We start from the raw sequence: 24585 nt of genomic DNA on the forward strand, positions 1-24585 counted from the left end.
AAGTGGTGCCGGTGATAGGACTCGAACCTACGACCCCATCATTACGAATGACGTGCTCTACCAGCTGAGCTACACCGGCACTGTGGCGGGCGATTACCATGCTCTTTCGGGGATGTGTAGCCCCAAAATGATCAAGCTGTCGCAGTTCCGCTTTGCGTCTCCTTCGATGCACTTGCAGCCTCGCCTTCCTCCTTCGGCGGATCGACGATTTCCGCGTCCTGAATGGGGGCGTCTTCGGCTTCATCTTCTTTCTTGGGCGAGGGTTCGGCACTCGGCTTGCCCACGATCAAGGGCAGCATCTCCGCCCCATGCGGCAGCGGCGACTGCGCCTGTTGCGGCTCGCGCCAGCTGAGCGTGTCGAAGCCACCGCAATTGTCACAGATCGGCGTCCATTCGGACTGAATGTTCTGACATTTGTCGCAGCACCATTGCGGACCGCGCGGTGCAGTCAGGGCCCGGGCCAACCACCCGCGCACGACGACATCCTCCGCCCCTTCACCGCGCTCGACCGCCGCCATGATCGTCAGCGATCGGGCCGTCGGATGTGTCTCGACGAGATCGCCCAGCGCCCGGCGCGCCGCAGGGAAATCTTCGGCCGCGATGTTCAGTTCCGCTTTCAGAAGGCGGGTTTCCTCATGATCGGGACGGCTCGAAAGCAGCTTCGAGAATCGCTTCAGCCGTGCTTCCGGCGTCTCATCCGGGGTAATCTCCGCGAAAGCGGTCGCAAGATCCGGATGCGGCCGCACTTCCCAAGCCTTGCGCAAGATACGCTCCGCCGCGCCTTTCTTGCCCTTGTCGATATAGGCGCGGGCCGCCATCACGACGGCAGGCACCAGATCGGGCGACGCTTTGGCGGCCGAAATCGCAGCTTCACGCGCCTCGACGCTCGCGCCTTCCTGCCAGACGCCCTTGGCCTCTTGCAGCGCGAGGACAGCATCGCGGCGCTTATGGACGTCACGCGGCAATTCGCCCTGACGCATCTTCGCCTGCAAAATCTCCCGCGCGCCTTTCCAGTCGCCCGTCTCAGTCTGCAGCCCCAGAAGCGTATCCTGAACTTCACGGTGGCGCGGTTTGATCGCGTAAGCTTTCTGCGCGAGCTTCAGCGCCGTTTCGGTATCGCCCTCTTCGAGCTTCTGGCGCAGCAGCCCGCGAATCCCCACGAACCGCGTGCGGTCATCGGCGAGGAGCCGTTTGTAAACTTCGGTCGCTTTCTTCGAGTCGCCCGAGGCTTCCGCCGCCTGCGCAGTGAGAAGGTTGGTCAGCTCCGGCCGTTGTAGATAGCGCTCGGCCTTCGCCGCTTTCGACATGGCGAGCTTGCCCTCGCCGGATGCGGCCGCGAGCAGCCCTTCGGACAAAGCCTGATAGCCTTTGCGCTCGCGATGCCGGTCGAAATAGCGGGTGATCGCGGTTTCGTCGCCCGCAAGGAAGCGCAGGAAGGCGACCACCAGACCGACGACCCGGATCACAATCCAGATCGCGATGAAAAGGATGATCGCCGCGATCACCGCCTGCAGCGGGCCCAAGGTGAATTCCATGCCGAGCGTCGTGATCCGCAGACCGCCCGTCATCTCGGCGAGATGCGCGAGGCCTAGGGTCGCCGCGGCGACGATAATCAGAAACAGCGCGATTTTGATGAATGACCAGATCATGTCTGTCTCCTTATTGCGTCGCGCCAAGCTGGTTGGCCGCGTCGATCGCAGCCACCCGTGCTTTCGCCTGGTTCACCCAGTCGGACATCGCCTCCTGCGCGGGGTCGGACAGTTTCGCGATCTCGTCGAGCGCCTCGGACAAAGCCCCCCGGTCGACATCGGCCTGCGCACGCGACAGGACCGCATCTGCGCTATCGCCCTCTTTCGGCGCGACCGAGCGCGCCCCGGTCTGAGCTAGAAGGAAGGCGCCGACGCGATCGCCGATCGAGCCGCCCGTCTCGGTGCGGCGCGCTGCCTGAAGCGCTGCCCGCGCGGCATCCGGGAAACTCGATTGCAGCGACTGCAGGCTCGGAATGTCACCACTGAGCGCCGCAGGGATTTCGACACCCGCGTCGCGCAGATCGGCCAGCGGTGCATCGAGCGAGGTGCCCGCATCCAGCGCCGCTTTCACGCGCGCCGCCGCAGCCTGCGTCATCGCCGCCTTGGCGGCCGCCTCGCTTTGCGATTTCAGGCTCTGCGCCTGCGCTTCGGCTTCTTTGATCCGGGCTTCGGCGGCTTTCGCGGCCGCTTCGATCTCGGCTTGCGCCGCGCTGCCGCCAGTGTCGGTCTGCAGCGACGCGATCTGCGATTTCAGATCCTCCAGCGCGGATTTGTTCGCCCGGATATCCGCGTTAACCTGATCGAGTGCGCCTTGAACGCCCGACAGATCGGGCGCGGGCGGCTGCGACGATTTCAGGGTCGCAATCTCTTCGGAGAGTTGGCCAATTTGCTTCGATTGGTCATCGAGCTTGGCTTGAATGGCCGCCTCGTCCACTGGGGCCGGTGCGGTCGGCAGCCATCCGGAAAGTTGCGGCGGCAGATTGGGGATCGCCCAAATCGCGACGCCCGCGCCGATCACAGCCGCAATCACACCGCCCAGGAAAGCGGACCCGAACCCGCCGCGCTTTTCGATCACCGGCTGGGGCGAGGTGCTCGACGCTGCTGTATCACTTTTCGGCGGGGTCCTGTCAGTGGTCGTGGCGCTGCTGGTCGTCGCGGCGCTCGCAGGCTTCTCGGCCTGCGCTTTATCTTCCGATGCGCCGCTTGCGGTCGACTTCTTCGGCTCGGCCTCCGGTTTTGCACTGGTCGTGGCCGGGGTCGAGGTCGTCTCAGCCTTCGCAGTCGCAGAATCGGACTTCAGCGCCGCATCGGATTTCGCAGGCGTCTCCGCCTTGATTGCCGGCGTGGAGGTCGGCTTGGCGGTCCCGGTCGTGCTCTTGGACGTATCCGCTTTGGTCGCAGGCGTAGACGTGGGGGACGACTTCGCGGGCGTGCTCGATTTCGATGCCGGAGCAGGCTTGCTGGACGCGGCCGCGCTCGACTTGTCCGTCGCCTCGGGAGTCGTGGCGGCCTTGCTATCCTTCGGGGTTTGCGAAGAGGTTGCGTCGGATTTGGTCTCGGACTCGGTCGTCGATTTCGCGTCTTCCGGCTTGCTCGTATCGGAAGATTTCCCGGTTGTCCGTTTCGCCATCGTCTAAGCCCTCCACTGCCGCACCAAATTGCGCGTTCACATCAACTTAGAAGTCAGTCCGCGACTGCTCAACCCGCCTTTTGCCTTTGCAGCAAGACGGCAAGCGCATCGAGCATCCCTTGCGCATCGGGATGCGAGGCAACTTCCAGATGGCACAAGCTAGCGCTTTTGAGGCGAGACGCCACTGCCTCGCTCATGGCTGCGACAAAGAGCGGCGGCTTAGGCGCATCGGGCATAGAATTTAGGAAGCGATCCGCCGCGTTTGGCGAGAAAATCGGCACTAAAACAGGGCGCGATGCGCGCAGAACCGCCTGCGCCTCATCGCTCAACGGGCGTGAGGCCTGGCGGTAAATGATCGCGGATTCAGTCTCTATTCCGGCGGAAGTCAGCCGGTTTTCGAGATCGAAGGCGACCTGCTCTCCCCTCACGAACAGCAGTTTTCCGCCGAGCTCACGTTGCGCGATTATTTCGCTCAACGCCTCCGCATCGCCTGGCCCGGCTATGGCGTCGAACCCGGCCTCGCGCGCCGCCTGCGCCGTGCGCTGCCCCACGCAATAGGCGCGACGGCCCTGTCCCTGAGCCAATCGTCGGAACGCAGCCACGGCATTTTGCGAGGTGAAGATTGCGGTCTGAAACTCGGGGATCGGCGTGTCCAGAGACTCGATCTCAGTGAGCGGAGAGACGATGACGGGCCAATCATGCCCAAACCTGTTGCGAAATGCCTCGACGAATCCTTCTGTCGCGACGGCGGGTCGCGTGACGAGGAGAATCGGTCTCTCAGGCTGGCTGTCCATCCACCGCCCCGGGATTGTGCGAACGCTTCCCCGGTGTTACCTGCGTTGGATAACCCACGCAACAGGCGCCCCGATGACCGATACGCTGACCTTTCTCGGGCTGGAATCGAGCTGCGACGATACGGCAGCGGCGATCGTGCGCCTGACGGATGGCCAGCCGGAGATCCTCTCGAGCGTCGTCGCCGGGCAGACCGATCTGCATGCGGCCTTTGGCGGCGTGGTCCCCGAAATCGCCGCGCGCGCCCATGCCGAGAAGCTCGATCTCTGCGTCGAAGAGGCGCTGGAAGAGGCCGGGCTTGGGCTCGAGGCGCTCGACGGGATCGCGGTGACGGCGGGACCGGGGCTGATCGGCGGGGTGATGTCGGGCGTGATGTGCGCCAAGGGTCTCGCCGCCGGGGCGGGTCTGCCGCTCGTCGGTGTGAACCACTTGGCGGGCCATGCGCTGACCCCGCGCCTGACCGATGGGCTCGCTTTTCCCTATCTGATGCTGCTAGTCTCCGGCGGGCATTGCCAGTTTCTGATCGCGAAAGGGCCGGAGGATTTCTCGCGGCTCGGCGGCACGATCGACGACGCGCCGGGTGAGGCCTTCGACAAGGCGGCGAAGCTGATGGCTCTGCCCCAACCCGGCGGACCCTCCGTCGAGGCCGAGGCGCGCAAGGGCGACCCCAAAGCTTTTGCCTTTCCGCGGCCCCTTCTGGATCGGCCGGGTTGCGATATGTCCTTCTCCGGGTTGAAGACCGCGCTGCTGCGCGCCCGCGATCAGGTGGTGGCAGGGCATGGCGGGCTGCCGCGCCAGATCCGCGCCGATCTTTGCGCCGGTTTTCAGCAGGCGATCGCGGATGTCCTGATCGAGAAATCACGGCGCGCCTTGGCGGAATATCTCAAACTTGCACCCGCCAACCCCGGCTTCGCGGTCGCAGGCGGTGTCGCGGCAAATCAGGCTATTCGGGCTGGATTAGAGACTGTTTCACGTGAAATGGGCGCCGAATTCGTAGCCCCGCCCTTGAAGCTTTGCACCGATAACGCGGCGATGATCGCATGGGCCGGGATCGAGAGATTCCGCAGTGGCGCGCAAGACGGGATGGACCTGACCGCCCGCCCCCGCTGGCCGCTGGATCGCAGCGCCGCGCCGCTTCTTGGATCGGGAAAGAAGGGGGCCAAGGCATGAGTATTTCGGTCTTGGGCGCGGGCGCTTTCGGCACGGCCATGGCGGTGACGCTGTCGCAAAACGGGCCGGTAACTCTTTGGGCCCGCGATGCCGAACATGTGCAGGCCATGCGCGAGAGCGGTGAAAACGCGCGCCGCCTTCCGGGTGTGAAACTGCCCGAAAACGTCACTGTTTCGGCGGAAATTGCAGATGCGCTGCAGGCCGAGACGCTGCTTCTCGCGATGCCGATGCAGAAGATGGCCGGGTTTCTCGACACCCATTCCGAAACGCTTGCGGGCAAGACCCTCGTCTCCTGCTCCAAGGGGATCGATCTTTCCACCGGCCAGGGGCCGACGGCCCTGATCCGCGCGAAAGTCCCGGGGGTGCGGGCTGCTGTGCTGACCGGGCCGAGCTTTGCCGGAGATATTGCGCGCGGCCTGCCGACTGCGCTTACGCTGGCCTGCGCCGATCATTCCGAGGAGCTGCAGGCCGAGCTGTCGACGCCGACGCTGCGGCTGTATCGCACGACCGACACGACCGGGGCGGAACTCGGCGGCGCGCTGAAGAATGTCTACGCAATTGCCGCGGGCACCGTGATCGGCGCAGGGCTTGGCGATTCCGCGCGCGCCGCGCTGATGACCCGCGGTTTCGCCGAGATGTTGCGGATCGCGACGGAACTCGGCGCCCGGCCCGAGACGCTTTCGGGCCTGTCGGGCTTCGGCGACCTCGTGCTGACCTGCACCTCGGCGCAATCGCGCAATTTCCGGCTGGGCCACGCGATCGGCGCGGGCGAAGCCTTCGATCCTACGATCACCGTCGAGGGGGCCGCGACCGCGCAGGCCCTGAACAAGCTGGCCCATGCGCGCGGGCTGGAAATTCCGGTCGCCGCGATGGTTCTTGCGCTTACCGAACAGTCAATCAGCGTGGATGAGGCGATGCAGGCTCTGCTCGCCCGCCCCTTGAAGGAGGAATGAGATGTATTTTGCCGTGATCTGCCGCGACAAGCCCGGCGCTCTGCAAACCCGGATGGACAACCGCGAGAAGCACCTCGCCTATATCGAAGAGACCGGCGTTGTCTTCATGGCGGGCCCGTTTATCGAGAATGACCAGATGGTGGGCTCGCTCGTGATCGTGGAGGTCGACAGCCTTGAGGCGGCACAGGATTGGGCCGCGAACGATCCCTATGCCAAGGCGGGGCTGTTCGAGGATGTGCAGGTCAAGGCGTGGAAAAAGGTGATCGGCTGATGCGGTACTGGCTGTTCAAATCGGAACCCAACAAGTTTTCCTGGGACGATCTGGTCGCCAAGGGCGATGCGGGCGAGGAATGGGACGGCATCCGCAACTATCTCGCGCGTAACAACATGCGCGAGATGAAGATCGGCGATCGCGGTCTGTTCTACCATTCGAATATCGGCAAGGAGGTCGTCGGGATCTGCGAGGTCGTGGCCGAGAGCCATCCGGATTCCACCACCGACGATCCGCGCTGGGATTGCGTGGACCTCAAGGCGGTGCGGCCCTTCACCAAGCCGGTCACGCTGGCCGATGTGAAAGGCGAGCCGCGCCTGTCGGAGATGTCGCTTGTGACCTCGATGCGGCTGTCGGTTCAGCCGGTCACCGAAGAGGAATGGAAGATCGTCTGCGAGATGGGCGAGACCGACCCGACCTGAACCGGATAAAACAGGAGGGTTCCGGCACCCCAGCCAGAACCCTCCTTCACCCACGTGCACCCCTACGCACCACACGTGAAACTAAATCTCGGGTCTGGCCATCCTGGCCTCTGCCTTATGCGTATATGCAAAGATGCGGTCGCGCAAATGGCATCTACGGACAATATTCATAAAATTCAGGGTGTTAACCGAAAACTCACGCCGCAAACGCGTGATTGCCATAGGGCGCTGCTGCGCTAATCTAGGGGTATGCAGCCGGTCATTCTCGTCGCCCATGGATCCCCGTCCGAGCCTGAAACTCAGGAGAAGGCTCTGATTTCCTTAGCCAATAAGGTCTCGGAGGAGATGCCGGGCCGCAAGATAGACGCCGCGACCCTTGCAAAGCCGGGATCGTTGGAGGCTGCCTTGGCGCGGCACGATAATCCGGTGATCTATCCCTATTTCATGGCGCAGGGCTGGTTCACCAAGACCGAACTTCCGCGGCGGCTGGCGGCGGCGGGCTCGCAGGCACGCCAGCTGGAGCCGTTCGGTGTCGATCCCGCGCTGCCCGATCTTTTGACCAGAGTGATCCTTCAGGCGCGCGTCTCGGAAGATGTCCCCGCCGACTCGCCCCTGATTCTCGTGGCGCACGGGTCGAAAATATCGCGAAAATCGCGCAATTCGGTTTACGACATGGCCGAAACCTTGGGCCGCAATCCCGCGATGCCGGAGATTCATGTGGCCCTGATCGAAGAGCCGCCTTTCCTCGAAGACGTGGCCCGCGCGCACCCGGATGGCGTGTGTCTGCCCTTCTTCGCGCTGCGGGCGGGACATGTGACAGGCGATATTCCCGAGGCCTTGCAAGCAGCTAGCTATCGGGGGCACCTTTTGCCCGAAATCGGGGCCCATCGCGAGGTTCCCGTCCTGATTGCACAGGCGGTTTCGCGTGTCTGATCACGAACCTTCACGGACTCGTAGATTGTCACATAGCTGTTACATAATGTTTGCATAAGCGTCACCGAAGACCCCTAGGACCGCGCTGAGGCCACTCGACGGCCCAAATTTGAGAACACTGGGAGTGATCTATGAAATCGTTCAACCTCGCCGCCTCCGCGATCGCGATCGTTGCCGCTTCGGGCACCGCCGCTTTCGCGCGTGACAACATCCAGGTCGCCGGTTCCTCGACCGTGCTGCCCTACGCCTCCATCGTCGCCGAAGCTTTCGGCGAAAACTTCGATTACCCGACCCCGGTCGTGGAATCCGGTGGCTCCTCGGCTGGCCTGAAGCGCTTCTGCGAAGGCGTTGGCGAAAACACGATCGACGTCGCGAACGCTTCGCGCAAGATCAAGGACAAAGAAGTCGCGACCTGCGCCGACAATGGCGTCACCGACATCATGGAAGTCCGCATCGGCTATGACGGCATCGTCTTCGCGTCGCAAAAAGACGGCCCGGCCTTCAACGCATTCACCCCCTCGGACATCTTCAACGCGCTCGGCGCGAAGGTCTTGAAGGACGGCGAAATCGTCGACAACGGCTACGCCAAGTGGAACGAGTTCAACTCCGACCTGCCGGATGCCGACATCATCGCCTTCATCCCGGGCACCAAGCACGGCACCCGTGAAGTCTTCGAAGAGAAGGTTCTGGAAGCTGGCTGTGAAGCGACCGGCGCGAAAGAAGCCTTCATCGCTTCGGGCATGGACGAAAAAGCAGCCGGCAAGGCCTGCATGGAAGTCCGCACCGACGGCAAAGCTGTCGACATCGACGGCGACTACACCGAGACCCTCGCCCGCATCGGTTCGAACCCGAACGGCATCGGCGTCTTTGGTCTGGCGTTCTACGAGAACAACACCGACAAGCTGAAAGTCGCGACCATGTCGGGCGTCGAGCCCTCGACCGAGACCATCGCTTCGGGCGAGTACCCGGTGTCGCGTCCGCTCTACTTCTACGTCAAGAAAGCGCATATCGGCGTGATCCCCGGCCTGAAAGAATACGCTGAGTTCTTCGTCTCCGACGAGATCGCTGGCCCCGACGGCCCGCTCGCTCAGTACGGCCTCGTTGCTGACCCGGAACTGGCCAAGACCCAGGACGCCGTGGCGAACGAAGTGACCATGGGTTCGGGCTCGTAATCGAGACCGCTATCTTCAGGGGGCGGCTTATTTCGCTGCCCCCTTTTTCCTTTTTGGTTATTTTCAACTGGTGGGGCTGAAATGCCTGTTTTGTGGATCGTTGTGATCGTGGTCGTGCTGGCAGTCGTCGGCTTCGTGATGGGCCGTATGCGTGCGCTGCATTCGGCAGGCGAAGACCGACGGTCTCTGCACAGCCTGCCGAATTACTACGGCTTCAACGTCGCGATGTTCACCGCCGTGCCGGCTCTTCTCCTGCTGCTGGTCTGGATGGTGGCGCAGCCGCTGATCGTGAATACCCGGGTCTCGGCCGAGATCCCCGATGCGCTGCTGGACGGCTCGAACATGAGCCTCGTGATGTCCGATGTCCGGCGTGTTGCCGACGGTCTCGACACCGCAATTGCCCAAGGCGCGCTGAGCGCACGGCAAGCCGCGAATATCGATCTTCAGACCACGGACCTGCGCGAAATTCTCGGCTCGGTCGGGGTCGCGCTCGGCTCCAGTGTCGATCCGGCGACGCTGAACGCGGCGGAGACCTATCGCGACATGACCTCGGTGGGCGATCTGGCGATGACGATACTGGTCCTGCTGACAGCCATCGCGGGCTTTGCCTTCGCCTACCTGCGCACGAACAAGGATTTCCGCGCCCGTAACACGGTCGAAAAGGGAGTGCGCGTTCTGCTGATCGCCGCCGCCTCAATCGCGATCCTGACGACGATCGGTATCGTTCTGTCGCTGGTCTTCAACACGATCGAGTTCTTCCGTCTCTATCCGATCTCCGATTTCTTCCTCGGCACGACCTGGTCGCCGAGCTTCGGGGGCGGATCGGAGCTGGGCATTCTGCCGCTTCTCTGGGGCACGCTCTACATCTCGCTCGTGGCGCTTCTGGTCGCGGTGCCGATCGGGCTGTTCGCCGCCGTCTACCTGTCGGAATACGCGACCAAATCGGTGCGGGGCATCGTGAAACCGCTGCTCGAAGTGCTCGCCGGGATCCCGACCATCGTCTACGGCCTTTTCGCCCTGCTGACCGTGGGCCCGTTCCTGCTGTCGATCTTCGGCGCGAATGGCCCGACCGCTGCGATGGCCGATGGCGGCTGGATGCATGCGGGCACGGCGGTGATGACCGCGGGTCTGGTGATGGGCATCATGCTGATCCCCTTCGTCTCCTCGCTGTCCGACGACATCATCAACGCGGTGCCGCAAAGCTTGCGCGACGGCTCCTACGGCCTCGGCGCGACGAAATCCGAAACGATCAAGCAGGTGATCCTGCCCGCAGCCCTGCCCGGCATCGTCGGCGCCGTGCTTCTCGCAACCTCGCGCGCGATTGGCGAGACGATGATCGTGGTTCTGGGGGCAGGCGCCGCCGCGCGGCTCAGCATGAACCCGTTCGACGCGATGACCACCGTCACCGCCAAGATCGTCTCGCAGCTGACCGGTGACGCCGATTTCGCCTCCCCCGAAGCGCTGGTCGCCTTCGCGCTCGGCATGACGCTGTTCGTCCTGACGCTCGGGCTCAACATCTTCGCACTCTACATCGTGCGCAAATACCGGGAGCAATACGAATGAGTGATGCGACCCAACACGGCGCAAGCCAGCCCGCGACGCGTTCGCTGCATCATGTCGATGCCCGCACGAAGCGCCGCAACGCCTCCGAGAAGCGCTTCAAGGCGCTGGGGATCGGCGCGATCGGGATCGGTCTCGCGTTCCTCGTGATCCTGCTGGTGACGATCGTCTCCAACGGCGCGACCGCGTTTCAGCAGACCTTTGTCGAGGTGCCGGTCTATCTGGACGCCGCGAAGCTTGACAAGAAGGGCAACCGCGATCCGGAGGATCTGAAGAAGGCGACGACCTTCACCTACAAGCCGCTGATCGAGAAAGCTCTGCTCGACGCGGTGGAGAAATCCGGCGCGACGACCGATCTCGCCAAGGCGAAGGACATGAAGAACCTGATCTCGGCCTCGGCTGCGAGCCAGGTGCGCGACGCGGTCCTCGCCGACCCGTCGCTGATCGGCACGACGGTGGATTTCAAGATCCTCGCCTCGTCGCGGGTGGACAGCTACCTCAAGGGCCGCGTGCATCGCGACGAGATCGCCAAGGACAAGAACATCACCGTGGCGCAGCTCGACCTCGTCGATCAGCTTCGCGACGCGGGCATCATCCACAAAGGTTTCAACTGGGCCTTCATCTTCGGCGCCGACGCCTCCGACAGCCGTGCCGAGCAGGCCGGGATCGGGATCTCGATGCTCGGTTCGTTCTACATGATGCTCGTGGTACTGGTTCTGGCCCTTCCGATCGGGGTCGCTGCCTCGATTTATCTCGAAGAGTTCGCCCCGAAGAACCGTATCACCGACCTGATCGAAGTGAACATCTCGAACCTCGCTGCGGTGCCGTCGATCGTCTTCGGTATCCTCGGCCTCGCGGTCTTCATCCAATTCGCGCATTTGCCGCAATCGGCCCCGCTGGTCGGTGGCCTCGTACTGACGCTGATGACCCTGCCGACGATCATCATCTCGACCCGCGCCGCGCTGAAAGCCGTGCCGCCCTCGATCCGCGACGCAGCCCTCGGTGTGGGCGCCTCAAAAATGCAATCGGTGTTCCACCACGTTCTGCCGCTGGCGATGCCCGGCATCCTGACCGGCACGATCATCGGTCTGGCGCAGGCTCTGGGCGAAACCGCACCGCTCCTGCTGATCGGGATGGTGGGCTATATCGCGACCAACTCGCCGGACGGGTTCCTCGACGGCTTCGTCTCGCCCAACTCGGCCATGCCCGCGCAGATCTACGAATGGGCCAAGCGCGCCGACCCGGCATTTTACGAACGCGCCTGGGGAGGTATCATCATTCTGCTGATCTTCCTTCTGGGCATGAACATCATCGCCATCATCCTGCGCCGCAAATTCGAGCGTCGCTGGTAAGGGAGCGCGAGACAAATGGAAGACATGAGCCTGACGGAGAGAGCCGTGACCACTGACGACATCAAGATCACCGCACGCAACGTGCAGGTCCATTACGGCGACACCCACGCGATCAAAGACGTCGATGTCGATATTCTCGACAAGACCGTCACCGCGTTCATCGGCCCGTCGGGCTGCGGGAAGTCGACCTTCCTGCGCTGCCTGAACCGGATGAACGACACGATCGATATCTGCCGCGTCGAGGGCGACATCAAACTCGACGGCGAAGACATCTACGACAAGCGCGTCGATCCGGTGCAGCTGCGCGCCAAGGTCGGCATGGTGTTCCAGAAACCGAACCCCTTCCCGAAGTCGATCTACGACAACGTGGCCTACGGCCCGAAAATCCACGGCCTGACGAAGAACAAGGCCGAGCTGGATCAGGTGGTCGAGGACTCGCTGCGCAAGGCCGCGCTGTGGAACGAGGTGAAAGATCGCCTGCACGCGCCCGGCACCGGACTTTCGGGCGGTCAGCAGCAGCGCCTGTGCATCGCGCGCGCCGTGGCGACCTCGCCGGAAGTGCTGCTGATGGACGAGCCCTGCTCGGCGCTCGACCCGATCGCGACCGCGCAGGTCGAGGAACTGATCGACGAGCTTCGGGCGAATTTCTCGGTGGTGATCGTGACGCACTCGATGCAGCAGGCCGCACGCGTCAGTCAGAAGACCGCGTTCTTCCACCTCGGGAACCTCGTCGAATACGACGACACGGACAAGATTTTCACCAACCCGTCCGACAGCCGGACGGAAAGCTACATTACCGGCCGGATCGGCTGAGGAGGCAAATAATCATGAGCGAGCACATTCTTTCCGCCTTCGACCGCGACCTTGAGGCGGTGCAGGCGTTGGTCGTCAAAATGGGCGGCCTCGTCGAGGAGCAGATCCTCGAAAGCGCCCGCGCCCTCGAAGTGCGCGATCTCGAATTGGCCGAGCAGATCCGGGCCCGTGACCGTGCCGTCGACGAGCTGGAAGAGAAGATCAACGAAGAAGCCGCGCGCCTGATCGCCCTGCGGGCCCCCGCCGCGCGCGACCTGCGCATGGCGCTCTCGGTCATCAAGATCTCGGCGAGCCTCGAGCGCGTCGGCGATTACGCCAAAAACATCGCCAAGCGCACGCAGGTCCTGTCCGACGGGCCGCAGATCAGCGGCACCGCAACTGCGATCCGCCGCATGGCGGGCACGACGGAGGCGATGCTGAAAGACGCGCTCGACGCCTATATCCAGCGCGACCCGAAACTGGCCGCCGATGTGCGCGAGCGCGATCTCGAAGTGGACCAGATGTATAACGCGCTGTTCCGCGAGTTCCTGACCTACATGATGGAAGATCCGCGCAACATCACGCCCTGCATGCACCTGCATTTCATCGCCAAGAACATCGAGCGGATGGGCGACCATGCGACCACCATCGCCGAGCAGGTGATCTACCTCGTGACCGGCGAAATGCCGGAAGACGCGCGCCCGAAAAGCTCGAGCGTAATGTGACGGAGACCTGAGAAATGTCGCCAGCCCAACAACCCTGTGTCCTTGTGGTTGAAGACGAAAACGCCCAGCGCGAAGTTCTCAGCTACAACCTCGAAGCCGAAGGGTTTCGCGTCGTGATGGCGGAGAACGGAGACGAGGGCCTCTTGTTCCTGAAGGAAGAGAAGCCCGATCTGATCGTGCTGGACTGGATGCTGCCCAATGTCTCCGGCATCGAGATTTGTCGCCGCGTGAAGGCGAATTCCGAGACCCGCAACATTCCTGTCATCATGCTCTCGGCACGCTCCGAAGAGGTGGACCGGGTGCGGGGCCTCGAGACCGGCGCGGATGACTACGTCGTGAAACCCTATTCGGTCGTCGAGCTGATGGCGCGCGTCCGCACCCAGCTGCGCCGCACGCGGCCCGCGACGATGGGCGAACGGCTGAGCTTCGAGGACATCATCCTCGATGCCGAGGAGCACCGCGTTTTCCGCAACGGCCAACCGCTGAAACTCGGGCCGACCGAGTTCCGGCTGCTCTCGACGATGATGGAAAAACCGGGCCGCGTCTGGACCCGCGATCAACTGCTCGACCGGGTCTGGGGCCGCGACATCTATGTCGACACCCGCACCATCGACGTCCATGTCGGGCGGCTGCGCAAGGCACTGATGGCGAATGGCGGGGATGATCCGGTGCGCACGGTGCGCGGCACGGGCTACGCGCTGGGATAAAGCGAAACAGGCGCGCGGATCACCGCGCGCCTTTTCAATTCAGTCCTTCAGGCACAGCTTGCACGAGGCAAGCGCCGCCATGTTGAGGATGTCGTTCACCGTCGACGTGGTCGAGCACAGCTGCACCGCGTGGCTCGTCCCGGTCAGGATCGGGCCGATCACGGTCGCGCCCGCCATCTCCTGCATCAGTTTCACAGAAATCGAGGCCGAATGGCGTGCCGGCACGACGAGAATGTTGGCGGGGCCGGTCAGACGGCAGAACGGGTAGTTCTTCATCTGATCCATGTTGAGCGCCACATCGACGGTCATCTCGCCATCATATTCGAAATCCGCCCCGCGCGCGTCGAGCACTTTCGGCGCGACATGCATCTTCGTGGCGCGTTCCGAAACCGGATAGCCGAAGGTCGAGAAGGAACAGAAGGCCACGCGCGGCTCGAGGCCCAGACCGCGGGCGACATGCGCGCCCGCCGTCGCGATATCGGCCAGATCGTTCTCGTCGGGCCATTCATGCACCAGCGTATCGCCGATCAGCACCACGCGACCCTTGTTTAGCAGGGCGGTGATCCCGACAGCACCATCCGAGGGCTTCGCGTCGATCACCTTGTTGATCAGTTCCAGCACATGCGCCGATTTCCGGGTCGCGCCCGTGACCATCGCGTCGCCATGCCCATGCACCAGCATCAGCGCCGCGAAGACATGCCGGTCGCGCGTCGCCAGCTTATGCGCATCCTCGCGGTCCACACCCTGCCGTTGCAGGCGCTTATACAGGAAGTCCTTGTAGGTCTCGGTATGCTTGGAGTTGGCCGCATTCACCACGCGCAGCTCGCGATAGGCATCGCCCAAGCCGGCCGTTTCCAGCTTTTCCTTCACATCCTGCTCGCGGCCGACGACAAGCGCCTCGCCCATGCCGGAGCGCTGATAGGCCACGGCGGCGCGCAGCACCCGCTCGTCATCGCCCTCGGCAAAGATCATCTTCGCCTGCGCCTGACGCGCACGGCTCTGGATGCCCTGCAGGATCGACGCGGTCGGGTCCATCCGGGCTTTCAGGCTTTGGGCGTAGCCTTCCATGTCGATGATCGGACGCCGCGCGACACCGGTATCCATCCCGGCTTTCGCGACCGCCGGCGGGATCACGTGGATCAGCCGCGGATCGAAAGGCGTCGGGATGATGTAATCGCGCCCGAAGCTGAGCTTGCGCCCATAGGCCATCGCGACCTCGTCAGGCACATCCTCGCGGGCAAGCTCCGCCAGCGCGTTGGCGCAGGCGATCTTCATCTCGTCATTGATCGCGCGGGCGTGGATGTCGAGCGCGCCGCGGAACAGGTAGGGAAACCCGAGGACGTTGTTCACCTGGTTCGGATAGTCCGACCGCCCCGTCGCCACGATCGCATCGGGACGCACCGATTGCGCCTCTTCCGGCGTGATCTCCGGGTCCGGGTTCGCCATCGCGAAGATCACCGGATTGTCGGCCATCGACTGCACCATCTCGGGCGTCACCGCGCCCTTGGCCGAGACGCCAAGGAACACATCCGCGCCTTCCATCGCCTCTTCGAGCGAACGCGCCTCGGTCACCGCCGCATGGGCCGATTTCCACTGGTTCATGCCTTCGGTGCGGCCCTGATAGATCACGCCCTTGGTGTCGCACATGATGCAATTGTCGTGCTTCGCACCCATCGCCTTCACAAGCTCCAGACAGGCGATGCCCGCAGCACCCGCGCCGTTCAGCACGATCTTGCAGTCTTCGATCTTCTTGCCCGACAGCTCCAGCGCGTTGATCAACCCCGCCGCACAGATCACCGCCGTGCCGTGCTGATCGTCGTGGAACACCGGGATGTCCATCAGCTCCTTGAGCCGCTGCTCGATGATGAAACATTCCGGCGCCTTGATGTCCTCGAGGTTGATCCCCCCGAAGGTCGGCCCCATCAGTTTCACCGCATTGATGATCTCGTCGGCATCCTCGGTATCGAGCTCGATATCGATCGCATTCACATCGGCAAACCGCTTGAAGAGAACCGCCTTGCCCTCCATCACCGGCTTCGAGGCCAGCGCCCCGAGATTGCCGAGCCCCAAAATGGCCGAGCCGTTCGAGATCACGGCGACCATGTTCCCCTTCACGGTGTAATCGTAGGCCAGTTCGGGGTTCTCGGCGATCGCCTCCACCGGAACCGCGACGCCGGGGCTGTAGGCCAGCGACAGATCGCGCTGCGACGTCATCGGCTTCGACGCCGTGATGTCGTATTTCCCCGGATGCGGGTCGAGGTGATAGGCCAAGGCCTCCTCGGGCGTGATACGGTTCTTGCTGGGCATTGGGCCGGTGCTCCTCCTGCAGGTCCGAACCCGTTTAACGTCCCGTGATCCGTCACTCAACGGAATTGCGCCCGAATCCGGGGTTTTGTAGGGTCGCGCGACCAGCAAATGGGGGGCACATGGCCAAGCCGACCGTCACACCGATGATGGAACAGTATCTGGGGATCAAGGAGGCCAATCCGGGCGCGCTCCTGTTCTATCGGATGGGTGATTTCTACGAGATGTTCTTTCAGGACGCGGTCGATGCCGCATCCGCGCTCGATATCGCGCTGACCAAGCGCGGTCAGCACATGGGCGAGGACATCGCGATGTGCGGCGTTCCTGTGCACGCGGCCGAGGGCTACCTGCTGACGCTGATCCGCAAAGGCTTCCGCGTGGCGATTGCCGAGCAGATGGAAGACCCGGCCGAGGCGAAGAAGCGCGGCTCGAAATCCGTCGTGAAACGCGATGTGGTGCGACTGGTCACGCCCGGCACGCTGACCGAGGAAAGCCTGCTGGAGGCACGCCGCCACAATTTCCTAGCCGCCTGGGCGGAAGTGCGCGACGAGGCCGCGATTGCCTGGGTCGATATCTCGACCGGCGAGTTTCGCGTGACGCCCTGCCCGCTTTCGCGGCTGGGCCCCGAGCTTGCCCGGCTTGCGCCACGTGAAGTGCTGGTAAGCGAGGCCAAAGAGGCCGATTGCGCCGAAATAGTCTCTGATATGCGGGCCGCGATGACGCCCTTGTCGCGTGCGAGCTTCGACAGTCAGGCCGCCGAGACGCGACTTCTGTCGCTCTATTCCATCGGCTCGCTCGATGCGTTCGGCAATTTCACCCGCGCCGAGATGGCCGCGATGGGCGCGATCGTCGATTACCTCGAGATCACGCAGAAAGGCAAACTGCCCCTGCTGCGCCGCCCCGTGCACGAAGACAGCGGCGCGGCGATGCAGATCGACGCCGCCACGCGGCGTAATCTGGAATTGACGCAAGCTCTGTCGGGCGGACGCGAGGGCTCGCTCCTCAACGCCATCGACCGCACGGTGACGGCAGGTGGCGCGCGGCTTCTGGAGCGCCGGATCTCCGCCCCGTCCCGGAACCTGACCGAGATCCACGCGCGGCACGATTCTGTCCGTTTTCTGCTGGAACAGGGTCGATTTGCCGAAGATATCCGTGCCGATCTGAAGCGCTGCCCCGATATGGATCGCGCACTGTCGCGCCTCGCCCTCGACCGCGGCGGCCCGCGCGACATGGCCGCGATCCGCAACGGGCTGGAGCAGGCCGAGCGGATCGCCGAAGCGGTGTCCGCCGTCGAGGCCCCACCGCTTCTCGCCGAGGCTGCGAAAGCCCTCACGGGCCATGACGACCTCACCGCCCTTCTGGATGCGGCGCTCATCGCGGAGCCGCCGCTTCTCGCGCGCGATGGCGGCTTCATCGCGGCAGGCTATGACGAAGATCTCGACCAGACGCGCCAGCTGCGCGACGAGGGCCGCGGCGTGATCGCGAAAATGCAGGCGGAATACATCGAGGCCACGGGCATCAATTCGCTGAAGATCAAGCACAACAACGTGCTGGGCTACTTCATCGAAACCACGGCCACCCATGCCGAGAAGATGCTCGCCCCGCCGCTGTCGGAACGCTTCATCCACCGTCAGACCACCGCGAACCAGGTGCGTTTCACGACCGTCGAACTGAGCGAGATCGAAACCCGGATTCTGAACGCCGGAAATCATGCGCTTGAGATCGAAAAAAGGCTCTATTCCAGCTTAAGACAGGCAATTCTCGACCGCGCGGGCCCGATCAACGAGGCCTCGCGCGCGCTTGCCGAAATCGACCTCGCCAGCGCTTTCGCGACGCTTGCGCGCAACGAAGACTGGGCGGAGCCCACCGTCGACGACAGCCATGCGTTCGAGATCGAAGGCGGGCGGCATCCGGTCGTCGAAGCCTCGCTAAAGAAATCCGGCGAGCCCTTCATCGCGAATGACTGCGAACTCACCGAGGGCGCGACGCCCGCGATCTGGCTGCTCACCGGTCCGAACATGGCCGGTAAATCGACCTTCCTGCGTCAAAACGCCCTGATCGCGCTTCTCGCTCAGGCGGGCAGCTTCGTTCCGGCGAAATCCGCCCATATCGGCCTTGTGTCCCAGCTCTTCAGCCGTGTCGGTGCGGCGGACGATCTGGCACGGGGCCGGTCGACCTTCATGGTCGAGATGGTCGAAACCGCCGCGATCCTCAATCAGGCCGACGACCGCGCTCTGGTCATCCTCGACGAGATCGGCCGCGGCACCGCGACCTATGACGGGCTCTCGATCGCCTGGGCGGTCATGGAACATCTGCACGCGTCCAACCGTTGCCGAGCGCTCTTCGCGACCCATTACCACGAGATGACCGCGCTTTCGGCCAAGCTCGACGGCGTCGAGAATGCGACCGTCGCAGTAAAGGAATGGGAAGGCGAGGTGATCTTCCTGCACGAGGTTCGCAAAGGCGCCGCCGACCGCTCCTACGGGGTTCAGGTCGCACGCCTCGCCGGGCTTCCGCATTCCGTCGTGGAACGCGCCCGGATCGTGCTCGATGCGTTGGAGAAAGGCGAACGCGAAGGCGGTGGCAAGAAGCAGGCAGTGATCGACGATCTGCCGCTGTTTTCAGTGTCTAACACACCGCAACCGGCCGCCGCGCCCGCCGGTCCGTCAGAATTGGAAGAGCGGCTGAAAGCCCTCATTCCAGACGACATGACACCGAAAGACGCGCTCGACGCCCTCTACGAGCTTCGCGCGCTTCTCACGGAGTGATCTTCGTTTTGGAAGAAATATCCCGGGGGTCTGGGGGCAGCGCCCCCAGCCTTGCCGATCAGGATTTCGGAGTGGAGCTGACGCCCACTTTCGCCGGCCGCAGCAGCCGGTCGTGGATCATGAAGCCGTTCTCCATGACCTGAATGATGTCGCCTGCCTTCGTGCCGGGCGCGGGCGCTTCGAACATCGCCTCATGCATCTGCGGGTCGAATTTCTCGCCGACCTCGGGCGCCACCGTGGTGATGCCGTGACGGGCGAACACGTTGAGCAATTCGCGCTGGGTCAGTTCGACCCCTTCGAGGAACGGCCCGGCCTGCGAACGAACGTCCTCATTCGCGGCTTCGAGCGCACGCGAGAGCGCGTCGAACACGGGCAGCATGTCGCGCGCCAGACGCGTCCCACCGTAATTCGAGGCTTCCTGACGCTCTTTGTCGGCACGTTTGCGCGCATTCTCGGCATCTGCCAGCGCGCGCATGAATCGGTCGCGATAATCGTCGCGCTCGGCACGCAATGCCTCGAGCTCGTCTTCCTCATGGGACAGCACATCCTCGAAGCTCTCGTCGATATGCGCCTGATCCTCGGCAATCTCGTCTTTTTTCTCGCTCATGCCATTCATCCTTTGCCCTGGCCGGAGATCATCCGCCCGACCAGTTGCGCTGTGTAGTCCACGATCGGCACGATGCGCCCGTAGTTGAGCCGGGTCGGCCCAATCACGCCCACCGCACCAATGATCTTTCGGTCAGCGTTCATATATGGAGAGACAACCAAAGAGGAACCCGAAAGAGAGAAAAGTTTGTTCTCCGAGCCAATAAAAATACGCACGCCCTCGCCATCCTCGGCCAGATCGAGGAATTCGGCGATGTCGCGCTTCCGCTCGAGATCGTCGAACAGCGAGCGAATGCGGTCGAGGTCGTCTTCGGAGCCCAAAAGATTGGCACGACCGCGCACGATCAGCCGCTCGTAGCGCTCGCCTTTGTTTTCCCAGGCCGCCAACCCGCTGTCGATCAGTTCGGTCGCGAGCGAATCGATTTCGGTGCGATGGTTCGCGATCTGGCGTGCAATGTGACCGCGCAGTTCCGACAGCGTTTTCCCCTCCGCCATCGCGTTGAGGAAATTCGCAGCCTCCCGCATCGAAGACGGCGTTTGCCCAAGCGGCGGCGTGAAGACGCGGTTTTCCACCTGACCGTCCGCGAAGACAAGAACCACCAGCGCCCGGTCGGGCGAGAGCGAGACGAATTCGATATGCCGGATCGGGGCCTCGTGTTTCGGCGTCAGCACGAGGCTCGCGCCCTGCGTCATCCCCGAAAGCGCGCTCGAAACCCGGTCCAACAAAGACCCAACATCGCCTGAATTCGCGCCCATCGTGGCATCCAGAGCCGCACGGTCCTCTTCGCCGAGATGGTTTACCTCCATCACCCCATCGACGAACAGCCGCAGACCCGTCTGGGTCGGCACGCGTCCGGCGGAGACATGGGGGCTGTCCAGAAGCCCGAGATATTCGAGATCCTGCATCACGTTTCGGATCGTCGCCGCGGAGAGCTTCTCGTTCATCTCTCGGGTCAGGCTCCGCGAGCCCACGGGACCGCCAGTCGTGAGATAGCCTTCGACAACCCGGCGAAACACTTCGCGGGAGCGGTCGTTCAGTTCGGAAAGAATATCGTTCTGGTCACTCATCGCGCTTCATCCCTGCTGACTTAAAGCCGCGCGAAGCCGAAGGTCAATCACGGCACGGGGGTTGCATCGCTGCGCATGGGCGATCAAATGGGGTGAATTCATTAGAAAGGTCCCCACGATGCGCCCATCCGGCAGAGAGTTAAGTGAACTTCGCCCGATTTCAATCGAGACCGGGGTTACGAAACACGCAGAAGGGTCTTGCCTGATCAAAATGGGCGACACCCACGTGCTGTGCACCGCCACGATCGAAGACCGCGCGCCGTCTTTCCTCAAAGGCTCCGGCCTTGGCTGGGTGACGGCAGAATACGGCATGCTGCCGCGCGCGACCAACACGCGCAACCGTCGCGAGGCCGCGGCGGGCAAGCAAGGCGGAAGAACCGTTGAAATTCAACGACTTATCGGTCGTGCGCTGCGCGCTGGCGTTGATCGTTCGGCGCTTGGTGAGCGTCAGATCGTGGTCGATTGCGATGTGATCCAAGCCGATGGCGGCACGCGCTGTGCGTCGATCACCGGCGGTTGGGTCGCGCTGCGTCTCGCCACGAACAAGCTGCTGAAATCGGGCGCCTGCACCTCGGATCCGCTGCTCGATCATGTCGCGGCCCTGTCCTGCGGCATTTACGCGGGTCAGCCGGTCGCGGATCTCGACTATGCCGAGGATAGCGAAGCGGGCACTGACGGGAATTTCATCATGACCGGGCGCGGCAAGTTGATCGAAGTGCAGATGTCGGCCGAAGGCGCGACCTTTTCGCGCGAACAGATGGATCGGCTTCTCGATCTGGCCGAGGAAGGCGCGGCGAAGCTCGTCGAAATGCAGAAAGCCGCGATCGAATGAGGAGCTTCACCGAAAAGAAGCTGCTGGTTGCGACCCATAACGCCGGAAAGCTCGAGGAGATCAAAGCGATCCTCGCGCCTTTCGGCGTCGAGGTCGTCGGCGCGAAGGAGATGAACCTCCCCGAGCCGGAAGAGACCGAGAGCACCTTTGTCGGCAATGCGCGGATCAAGGCCCATGCCGCGGCGAAAGCGACTGGCCTGCCCGCCTTGGCGGACGATTCCGGCATCGAAGTCGACTGTCTCGACGGTGCGCCGGGCGTTTACACGGCCGATTGGGCGACCACGCCGAACGGGCGCGACTTCACCATGGCGATGGAAAAAACCTGGAAAGCCTGCGACGAGATCGAAGCGGAGCTGCCGCGGACTGCGCGTTTCCGCTCTACCTTGGTTCTCGCCTGGCCCGACGGGCATGACGAGGTGTTCGACGGCCGTGTCGAAGGTCAGCTGGTTTGGCCGATGCGCGGCGCTCTCGGGCATGGATATGACCCGATGTTCCAGCCCGATGGCTATGACCAGACCTTCGCGGAGATGGATCCCGCGCAAAAGAACGAGATTTCGCACCGTGCGGATGCTTTCCGCAAGTTTGTGACGATTTTCGACGCGAAATGACTGAGGATTGGCGGCACGGAGGGTTCGGCCTCTACCTTCACTGGCCGTTCTGTGCCGCCAAATGCCCCTATTGCGACTTCAATTCCCATGTCGCGACCGCCATCGACCAGAAACGATGGCTCTCTGCCTATCTCAGCGAACTCGACCGCTATGCCGCGCAGACGGAAGGCCGGATTTTGAACACGGTTTTCTTCGGCGGCGGCACACCCTCGCTGATGGATTCCGACATCGTCGCCGCAATCATCGAGCGCATCCGCAGAAACTGGCAAACCAGCAACGATTTCGAGATTACCCTCGAAGCGAACCCCACAAGTGTCGAATCTGGGCGGTTTAGAGACTTTTCCGAGGCTGGCGTGAACCGAGTTTCGATGGGGATGCAGGCCCTGAATGACGAAGATCTCCGTCGTCTGGGGCGGATGCACTCGGTCGCAGAAGGCCAGAAAGCTTTCGACATTGCGCGCAAGCAGTTCGATCGAGTGAGCTTCGATCTGATCTACGCGCGCCAGCACCAGACGATCGAAGATTGGAAAGCAGAGCTGGATGAGGCGCTGAAAATGGCGGTCGACCATCTCTCGCTCTATCAGCTGACCATCGAACCCGGCACGGTATTCGGCGCGCGACACGATGCGGGCAAGCTGCGCGGCATTCCCGAGGACGATATCTCCGCCGAGATGTATTTCGCGACGCAGGAAATCTGCGAGAAGCACGGCCTGCCCGCCTACGAGATCTCGAACCACGCGCGCCCGGGCGCCGAGAGCCGGCACAACCTGATTTATTGGCGTTATGGCGACTACATCGGCATCGGTCCTGGTGCACATGGACGCCTGACTGAAAATGGTGTCCGCCACGCCACCGATACGCTCAAACAGCCCGGCGCCTGGCTCGCGCAGGTAGAAAAAACCGATGCCGGAGAGAATGAGCGCGCCGCCCTGCCCCGCGAAGAGCAGGCAATCGAGTATCTTCTCTTCGCGCTGCGCCTGTCCGAAGGGCTCGAGATGGAACGGTTCAACACGATCTCGCGTTCACCGCTCGATGAGGCGACAATGCGCCATCTTGAGGATATCGGCATGGTTGAGAGAGAGAACGGATTTCTGCGCGCGACGGATCAAGGCCGTCCGGTCTTGAACGCCATCATTCGCGATCTCATCCCCTGATGCGCATCCTCTGGCTCACGCTTGGCATCATCTCGGCCGGGATCGGGATCATCGGGCTGTTTTTGCCACTCGTCCCGACCGTTCCGTTGATGCTTCTGGCGACGTTTTGCTTCGCGCGATCCTCTGATCGTCTGCACAACTGGATCATCACCCATCCGCGCTTCGGACCGCAGATCATAGACTGGCAAGAGCGCCGCGCCATCGCGAAACGCGCGAAAATCGCGGCAACAGTGTCTGTTTTCGCGGCTTTCGGCCTGTCTTTGGTCTTCCGGTTATCGGTCGAAATCCTGGCAATTCAGGGGATCACCTTGCTCGGCGTCCTGATTTTCATCTGGACGCGCCCGAATAGCTGATCAGCCGTTGCTGAGCATCTGGCAAAGCTTGTCGAGCTCCTCCAGATCGTCGTAAGAAATCGTAATCTTGCCACTGCCGCTGCTGGTATGATCGATCGCAACCTTCATCCCGATCGTCGCGGACAAATCGCCCTCGAGCGCCCGCGTGTCAGCGTCTTTCTGGGGCTTCGGACGCGCTTTGCGTTCTTCTCCGCCCTGCTGCTTCTTGGCAAGTTTCTCGACATCGCGCACCGAAAGCGTCTTCGCAACGGCCTGTTTCGCCAAGCTGACCGGATCTTCGGCGGTGATCATCGCCCGCGCATGCCCGGCAGACAGCTTGCCCTCGCGCAGATAGACCTGCACTTCTTCGGGCAGCTGCAGCAGACGCATCAGATTCGCAATGTGGCTACGGCTTTTCGACAGCGCCTCGGCCAGCTTTTCCTGCGTATGCCCGAAGCGGCTCATCAACTGCTTATAAGCAAGCGCCTCTTCGAGCGCATTGAGATCGGCGCGCTGAATATTCTCGATGATCGCGACTTCCAGCACTTCCGTGTCGTTGAATTCGCGGATGATGACCGGAAGCTGGTGCAGCTTGGCCATCTGCGACGCGCGCCACCGGCGTTCACCGGCCACAATCTCGTAATGATCGGGCTTCGTCGGGTGTTTGCGCACGATAAGAGGCTGAATCACGCCCTTTTCGCGGATCGAAGACGCCAGCTCTTCCAAAGCGGCCGGTTCGAAATCGCGACGTGGCTGATCGGGGTTCGGCTCGATCTTCTCGACCGGGACGTATTGCTCCGGACGACGCGGAGGCGCCGTCGTCTCGGTCGGATTCAAATCAACATCCGCCATCAAAGCCGACAAACCACGCCCCAATCCACGCTTTTCGCGTTCCTTAGCCATTC

General features: G+C 62.8%; 24 protein-coding genes and 1 tRNA gene. 17 read left to right on the top strand and 8 right to left on the bottom strand.

The window, feature by feature from the left end; all coding sequences use genetic code 11:
* Positions 1 to 3 precede the first annotated feature (3 nt).
* From ACZ7GB_RS10205 to ACZ7GB_RS10215, 3 genes are all read right to left on the bottom strand, one after another.
* Positions 4 to 79 (bottom strand) — tRNA-Thr (locus ACZ7GB_RS10205).
* Positions 80 to 131: 52 nt separating this feature from the next.
* Positions 132 to 1649 carry a heme biosynthesis protein HemY gene (locus ACZ7GB_RS10210; protein WP_078605849.1) on the bottom strand — a complete coding sequence of 506 codons (1518 nt, stop codon included), beginning with the start codon at positions 1647 to 1649 and terminating at the stop codon, positions 132 to 134.
* A gap of 10 nt (positions 1650 to 1659) precedes the next feature.
* The gene (locus tag ACZ7GB_RS10215; protein WP_472158566.1) at positions 1660 to 2604 is read right to left on the bottom strand and encodes a COG4223 family protein; all 945 of its coding nucleotides are present in this window, start codon (positions 2602 to 2604) and stop codon (positions 1660 to 1662) included.
* 13 nt (positions 2605 to 2617) lie between these two features.
* Between ACZ7GB_RS10215 and ACZ7GB_RS10220 the strand changes: the two genes are divergently transcribed.
* Complete coding sequence (locus ACZ7GB_RS10220; RefSeq protein WP_472158568.1) at positions 2618 to 3166, top strand: hypothetical protein; 549 nt, start codon at positions 2618 to 2620, stop codon at positions 3164 to 3166.
* 61 nt (positions 3167 to 3227) lie between these two features.
* Here the strand turns inward: ACZ7GB_RS10220 and ACZ7GB_RS10225 are convergent, their stop codons facing one another.
* On the bottom strand, positions 3228 to 3953 hold the full coding sequence (locus tag ACZ7GB_RS10225) for a uroporphyrinogen-III synthase (protein ID WP_078541479.1): 726 nt from the start codon (positions 3951 to 3953) through the stop codon (positions 3228 to 3230).
* A 73-nt stretch (positions 3954 to 4026) separates the two neighbouring features.
* On the opposite strand from ACZ7GB_RS10225, the gene tsaD reads away from it, so the two are divergent.
* From tsaD to phoB, 11 genes are all read left to right on the top strand, one after another.
* Positions 4027 to 5121: a tRNA (adenosine(37)-N6)-threonylcarbamoyltransferase complex transferase subunit TsaD gene (gene tsaD, locus ACZ7GB_RS10230; protein WP_472158569.1), complete on the top strand. Its 1095-nt coding sequence runs from the start codon at positions 4027 to 4029 to the stop codon at positions 5119 to 5121.
* A complete protein-coding gene (locus ACZ7GB_RS10235) occupies positions 5118 to 6074 on the top strand; it encodes an NAD(P)H-dependent glycerol-3-phosphate dehydrogenase (RefSeq protein ID WP_472158571.1) in 957 nt (318 codons plus the stop codon). The genes tsaD and ACZ7GB_RS10235 overlap by 4 nt, the downstream gene beginning before the upstream one ends.
* Position 6075: 1 nt before the next feature.
* Entirely contained in the window at positions 6076 to 6345 is a 270-nt protein-coding gene (locus ACZ7GB_RS10240) for a YciI family protein (RefSeq protein WP_274962623.1), read from the top strand.
* Positions 6345 to 6767, top strand: a complete 423-nt coding sequence (locus ACZ7GB_RS10245) for an EVE domain-containing protein (RefSeq protein ID WP_078522684.1) — start codon at positions 6345 to 6347, stop codon at positions 6765 to 6767. The genes ACZ7GB_RS10240 and ACZ7GB_RS10245 overlap by 1 nt, the downstream gene beginning before the upstream one ends.
* Positions 6768 to 7016: 249 nt before the next feature.
* Positions 7017 to 7700, top strand: a complete 684-nt coding sequence (locus tag ACZ7GB_RS10250) for a sirohydrochlorin chelatase (RefSeq protein ID WP_472158572.1) — start codon at positions 7017 to 7019, stop codon at positions 7698 to 7700.
* Positions 7701 to 7831: 131 nt separating this feature from the next.
* Entirely contained in the window at positions 7832 to 8872 is a 1041-nt protein-coding gene (locus ACZ7GB_RS10255; RefSeq protein ID WP_083079467.1) for a PstS family phosphate ABC transporter substrate-binding protein, read from the top strand.
* Positions 8873 to 8953: 81 nt separating this feature from the next.
* Positions 8954 to 10435, top strand: coding sequence for a phosphate ABC transporter permease subunit PstC (gene pstC, locus ACZ7GB_RS10260; protein WP_472158574.1), 1482 nt, complete (start codon positions 8954 to 8956; stop codon positions 10433 to 10435).
* A complete protein-coding gene (gene pstA, locus ACZ7GB_RS10265) occupies positions 10432 to 11784 on the top strand; it encodes a phosphate ABC transporter permease PstA (RefSeq protein WP_472158575.1) in 1353 nt (450 codons plus the stop codon). Before pstC ends, pstA begins: the two co-directional genes overlap by 4 nt.
* 15 nt (positions 11785 to 11799) lie before the next feature.
* Positions 11800 to 12597: a phosphate ABC transporter ATP-binding protein PstB gene (gene pstB, locus ACZ7GB_RS10270; RefSeq protein WP_078522679.1), complete on the top strand. Its 798-nt coding sequence runs from the start codon at positions 11800 to 11802 to the stop codon at positions 12595 to 12597.
* A 14-nt stretch (positions 12598 to 12611) separates the two neighbouring features.
* Positions 12612 to 13301: a phosphate signaling complex protein PhoU gene (gene phoU, locus ACZ7GB_RS10275; RefSeq protein ID WP_152844554.1), complete on the top strand. Its 690-nt coding sequence runs from the start codon at positions 12612 to 12614 to the stop codon at positions 13299 to 13301.
* Between the two features lie 14 nt (positions 13302 to 13315).
* Positions 13316 to 14008 (top strand): phosphate regulon transcriptional regulator PhoB, encoded by a 693-nt coding sequence (phoB, locus tag ACZ7GB_RS10280; RefSeq protein ID WP_078522678.1) that lies wholly within the window; start codon positions 13316 to 13318, stop codon positions 14006 to 14008.
* Positions 14009 to 14047: 39 nt separating this feature from the next.
* Here the strand turns inward: phoB and ACZ7GB_RS10285 are convergent, their stop codons facing one another.
* Positions 14048 to 16315, bottom strand: a complete 2268-nt coding sequence (locus tag ACZ7GB_RS10285) for an NADP-dependent malic enzyme (RefSeq protein WP_078602424.1) — start codon at positions 16313 to 16315, stop codon at positions 14048 to 14050.
* A gap of 119 nt (positions 16316 to 16434) precedes the next feature.
* Here ACZ7GB_RS10285 and mutS point away from each other — a divergent pair, with 119 nt between their 5' ends.
* Positions 16435 to 19080 (top strand): DNA mismatch repair protein MutS, encoded by a 2646-nt coding sequence (mutS, locus tag ACZ7GB_RS10290; protein WP_472158577.1) that lies wholly within the window; start codon positions 16435 to 16437, stop codon positions 19078 to 19080.
* A gap of 58 nt (positions 19081 to 19138) precedes the next feature.
* On the opposite strand, the gene ACZ7GB_RS10295 is transcribed toward mutS, so the two are convergent.
* On the bottom strand, positions 19139 to 19687 hold the full coding sequence (locus tag ACZ7GB_RS10295) for a nucleotide exchange factor GrpE (protein WP_078522675.1): 549 nt from the start codon (positions 19685 to 19687) through the stop codon (positions 19139 to 19141).
* A gap of 5 nt (positions 19688 to 19692) precedes the next feature.
* Complete coding sequence (hrcA, locus tag ACZ7GB_RS10300) at positions 19693 to 20754, bottom strand: heat-inducible transcriptional repressor HrcA (RefSeq protein ID WP_078541489.1); 1062 nt, start codon at positions 20752 to 20754, stop codon at positions 19693 to 19695.
* A gap of 118 nt (positions 20755 to 20872) precedes the next feature.
* On the opposite strand from hrcA, the gene rph reads away from it, so the two are divergent.
* From rph to ACZ7GB_RS10320, 4 genes are read left to right on the top strand one after another with little or no spacing between them, the layout of a single operon-like run.
* Positions 20873 to 21586, top strand: coding sequence for a ribonuclease PH (rph, locus tag ACZ7GB_RS10305; RefSeq protein ID WP_078522673.1), 714 nt, complete (start codon positions 20873 to 20875; stop codon positions 21584 to 21586).
* Positions 21583 to 22194 carry an RdgB/HAM1 family non-canonical purine NTP pyrophosphatase gene (gene rdgB, locus ACZ7GB_RS10310; protein ID WP_078605862.1) on the top strand — a complete coding sequence of 204 codons (612 nt, stop codon included), beginning with the start codon at positions 21583 to 21585 and terminating at the stop codon, positions 22192 to 22194. Before rph ends, rdgB begins: the two co-directional genes overlap by 4 nt.
* Complete coding sequence (gene hemW, locus ACZ7GB_RS10315; RefSeq protein ID WP_472158579.1) at positions 22191 to 23348, top strand: radical SAM family heme chaperone HemW; 1158 nt, start codon at positions 22191 to 22193, stop codon at positions 23346 to 23348. The genes rdgB and hemW overlap by 4 nt, the downstream gene beginning before the upstream one ends.
* The gene (locus ACZ7GB_RS10320; RefSeq protein ID WP_472158580.1) at positions 23348 to 23701 is read left to right on the top strand and encodes a YbaN family protein; all 354 of its coding nucleotides are present in this window, start codon (positions 23348 to 23350) and stop codon (positions 23699 to 23701) included. The genes hemW and ACZ7GB_RS10320 overlap by 1 nt, the downstream gene beginning before the upstream one ends.
* On the opposite strand, the gene ACZ7GB_RS10325 is transcribed toward ACZ7GB_RS10320, so the two are convergent.
* The gene (locus ACZ7GB_RS10325; protein WP_472158582.1) at positions 23702 to 24583 is read right to left on the bottom strand and encodes a ParB/RepB/Spo0J family partition protein; all 882 of its coding nucleotides are present in this window, start codon (positions 24581 to 24583) and stop codon (positions 23702 to 23704) included. It lies immediately after the preceding gene.
* Between the last annotated feature and the right edge of the window lie 2 nt (positions 24584 to 24585).

The sequence above is a fragment of the Thioclava sp. PTB-PU3-1 genome, assembly GCF_055666785.1.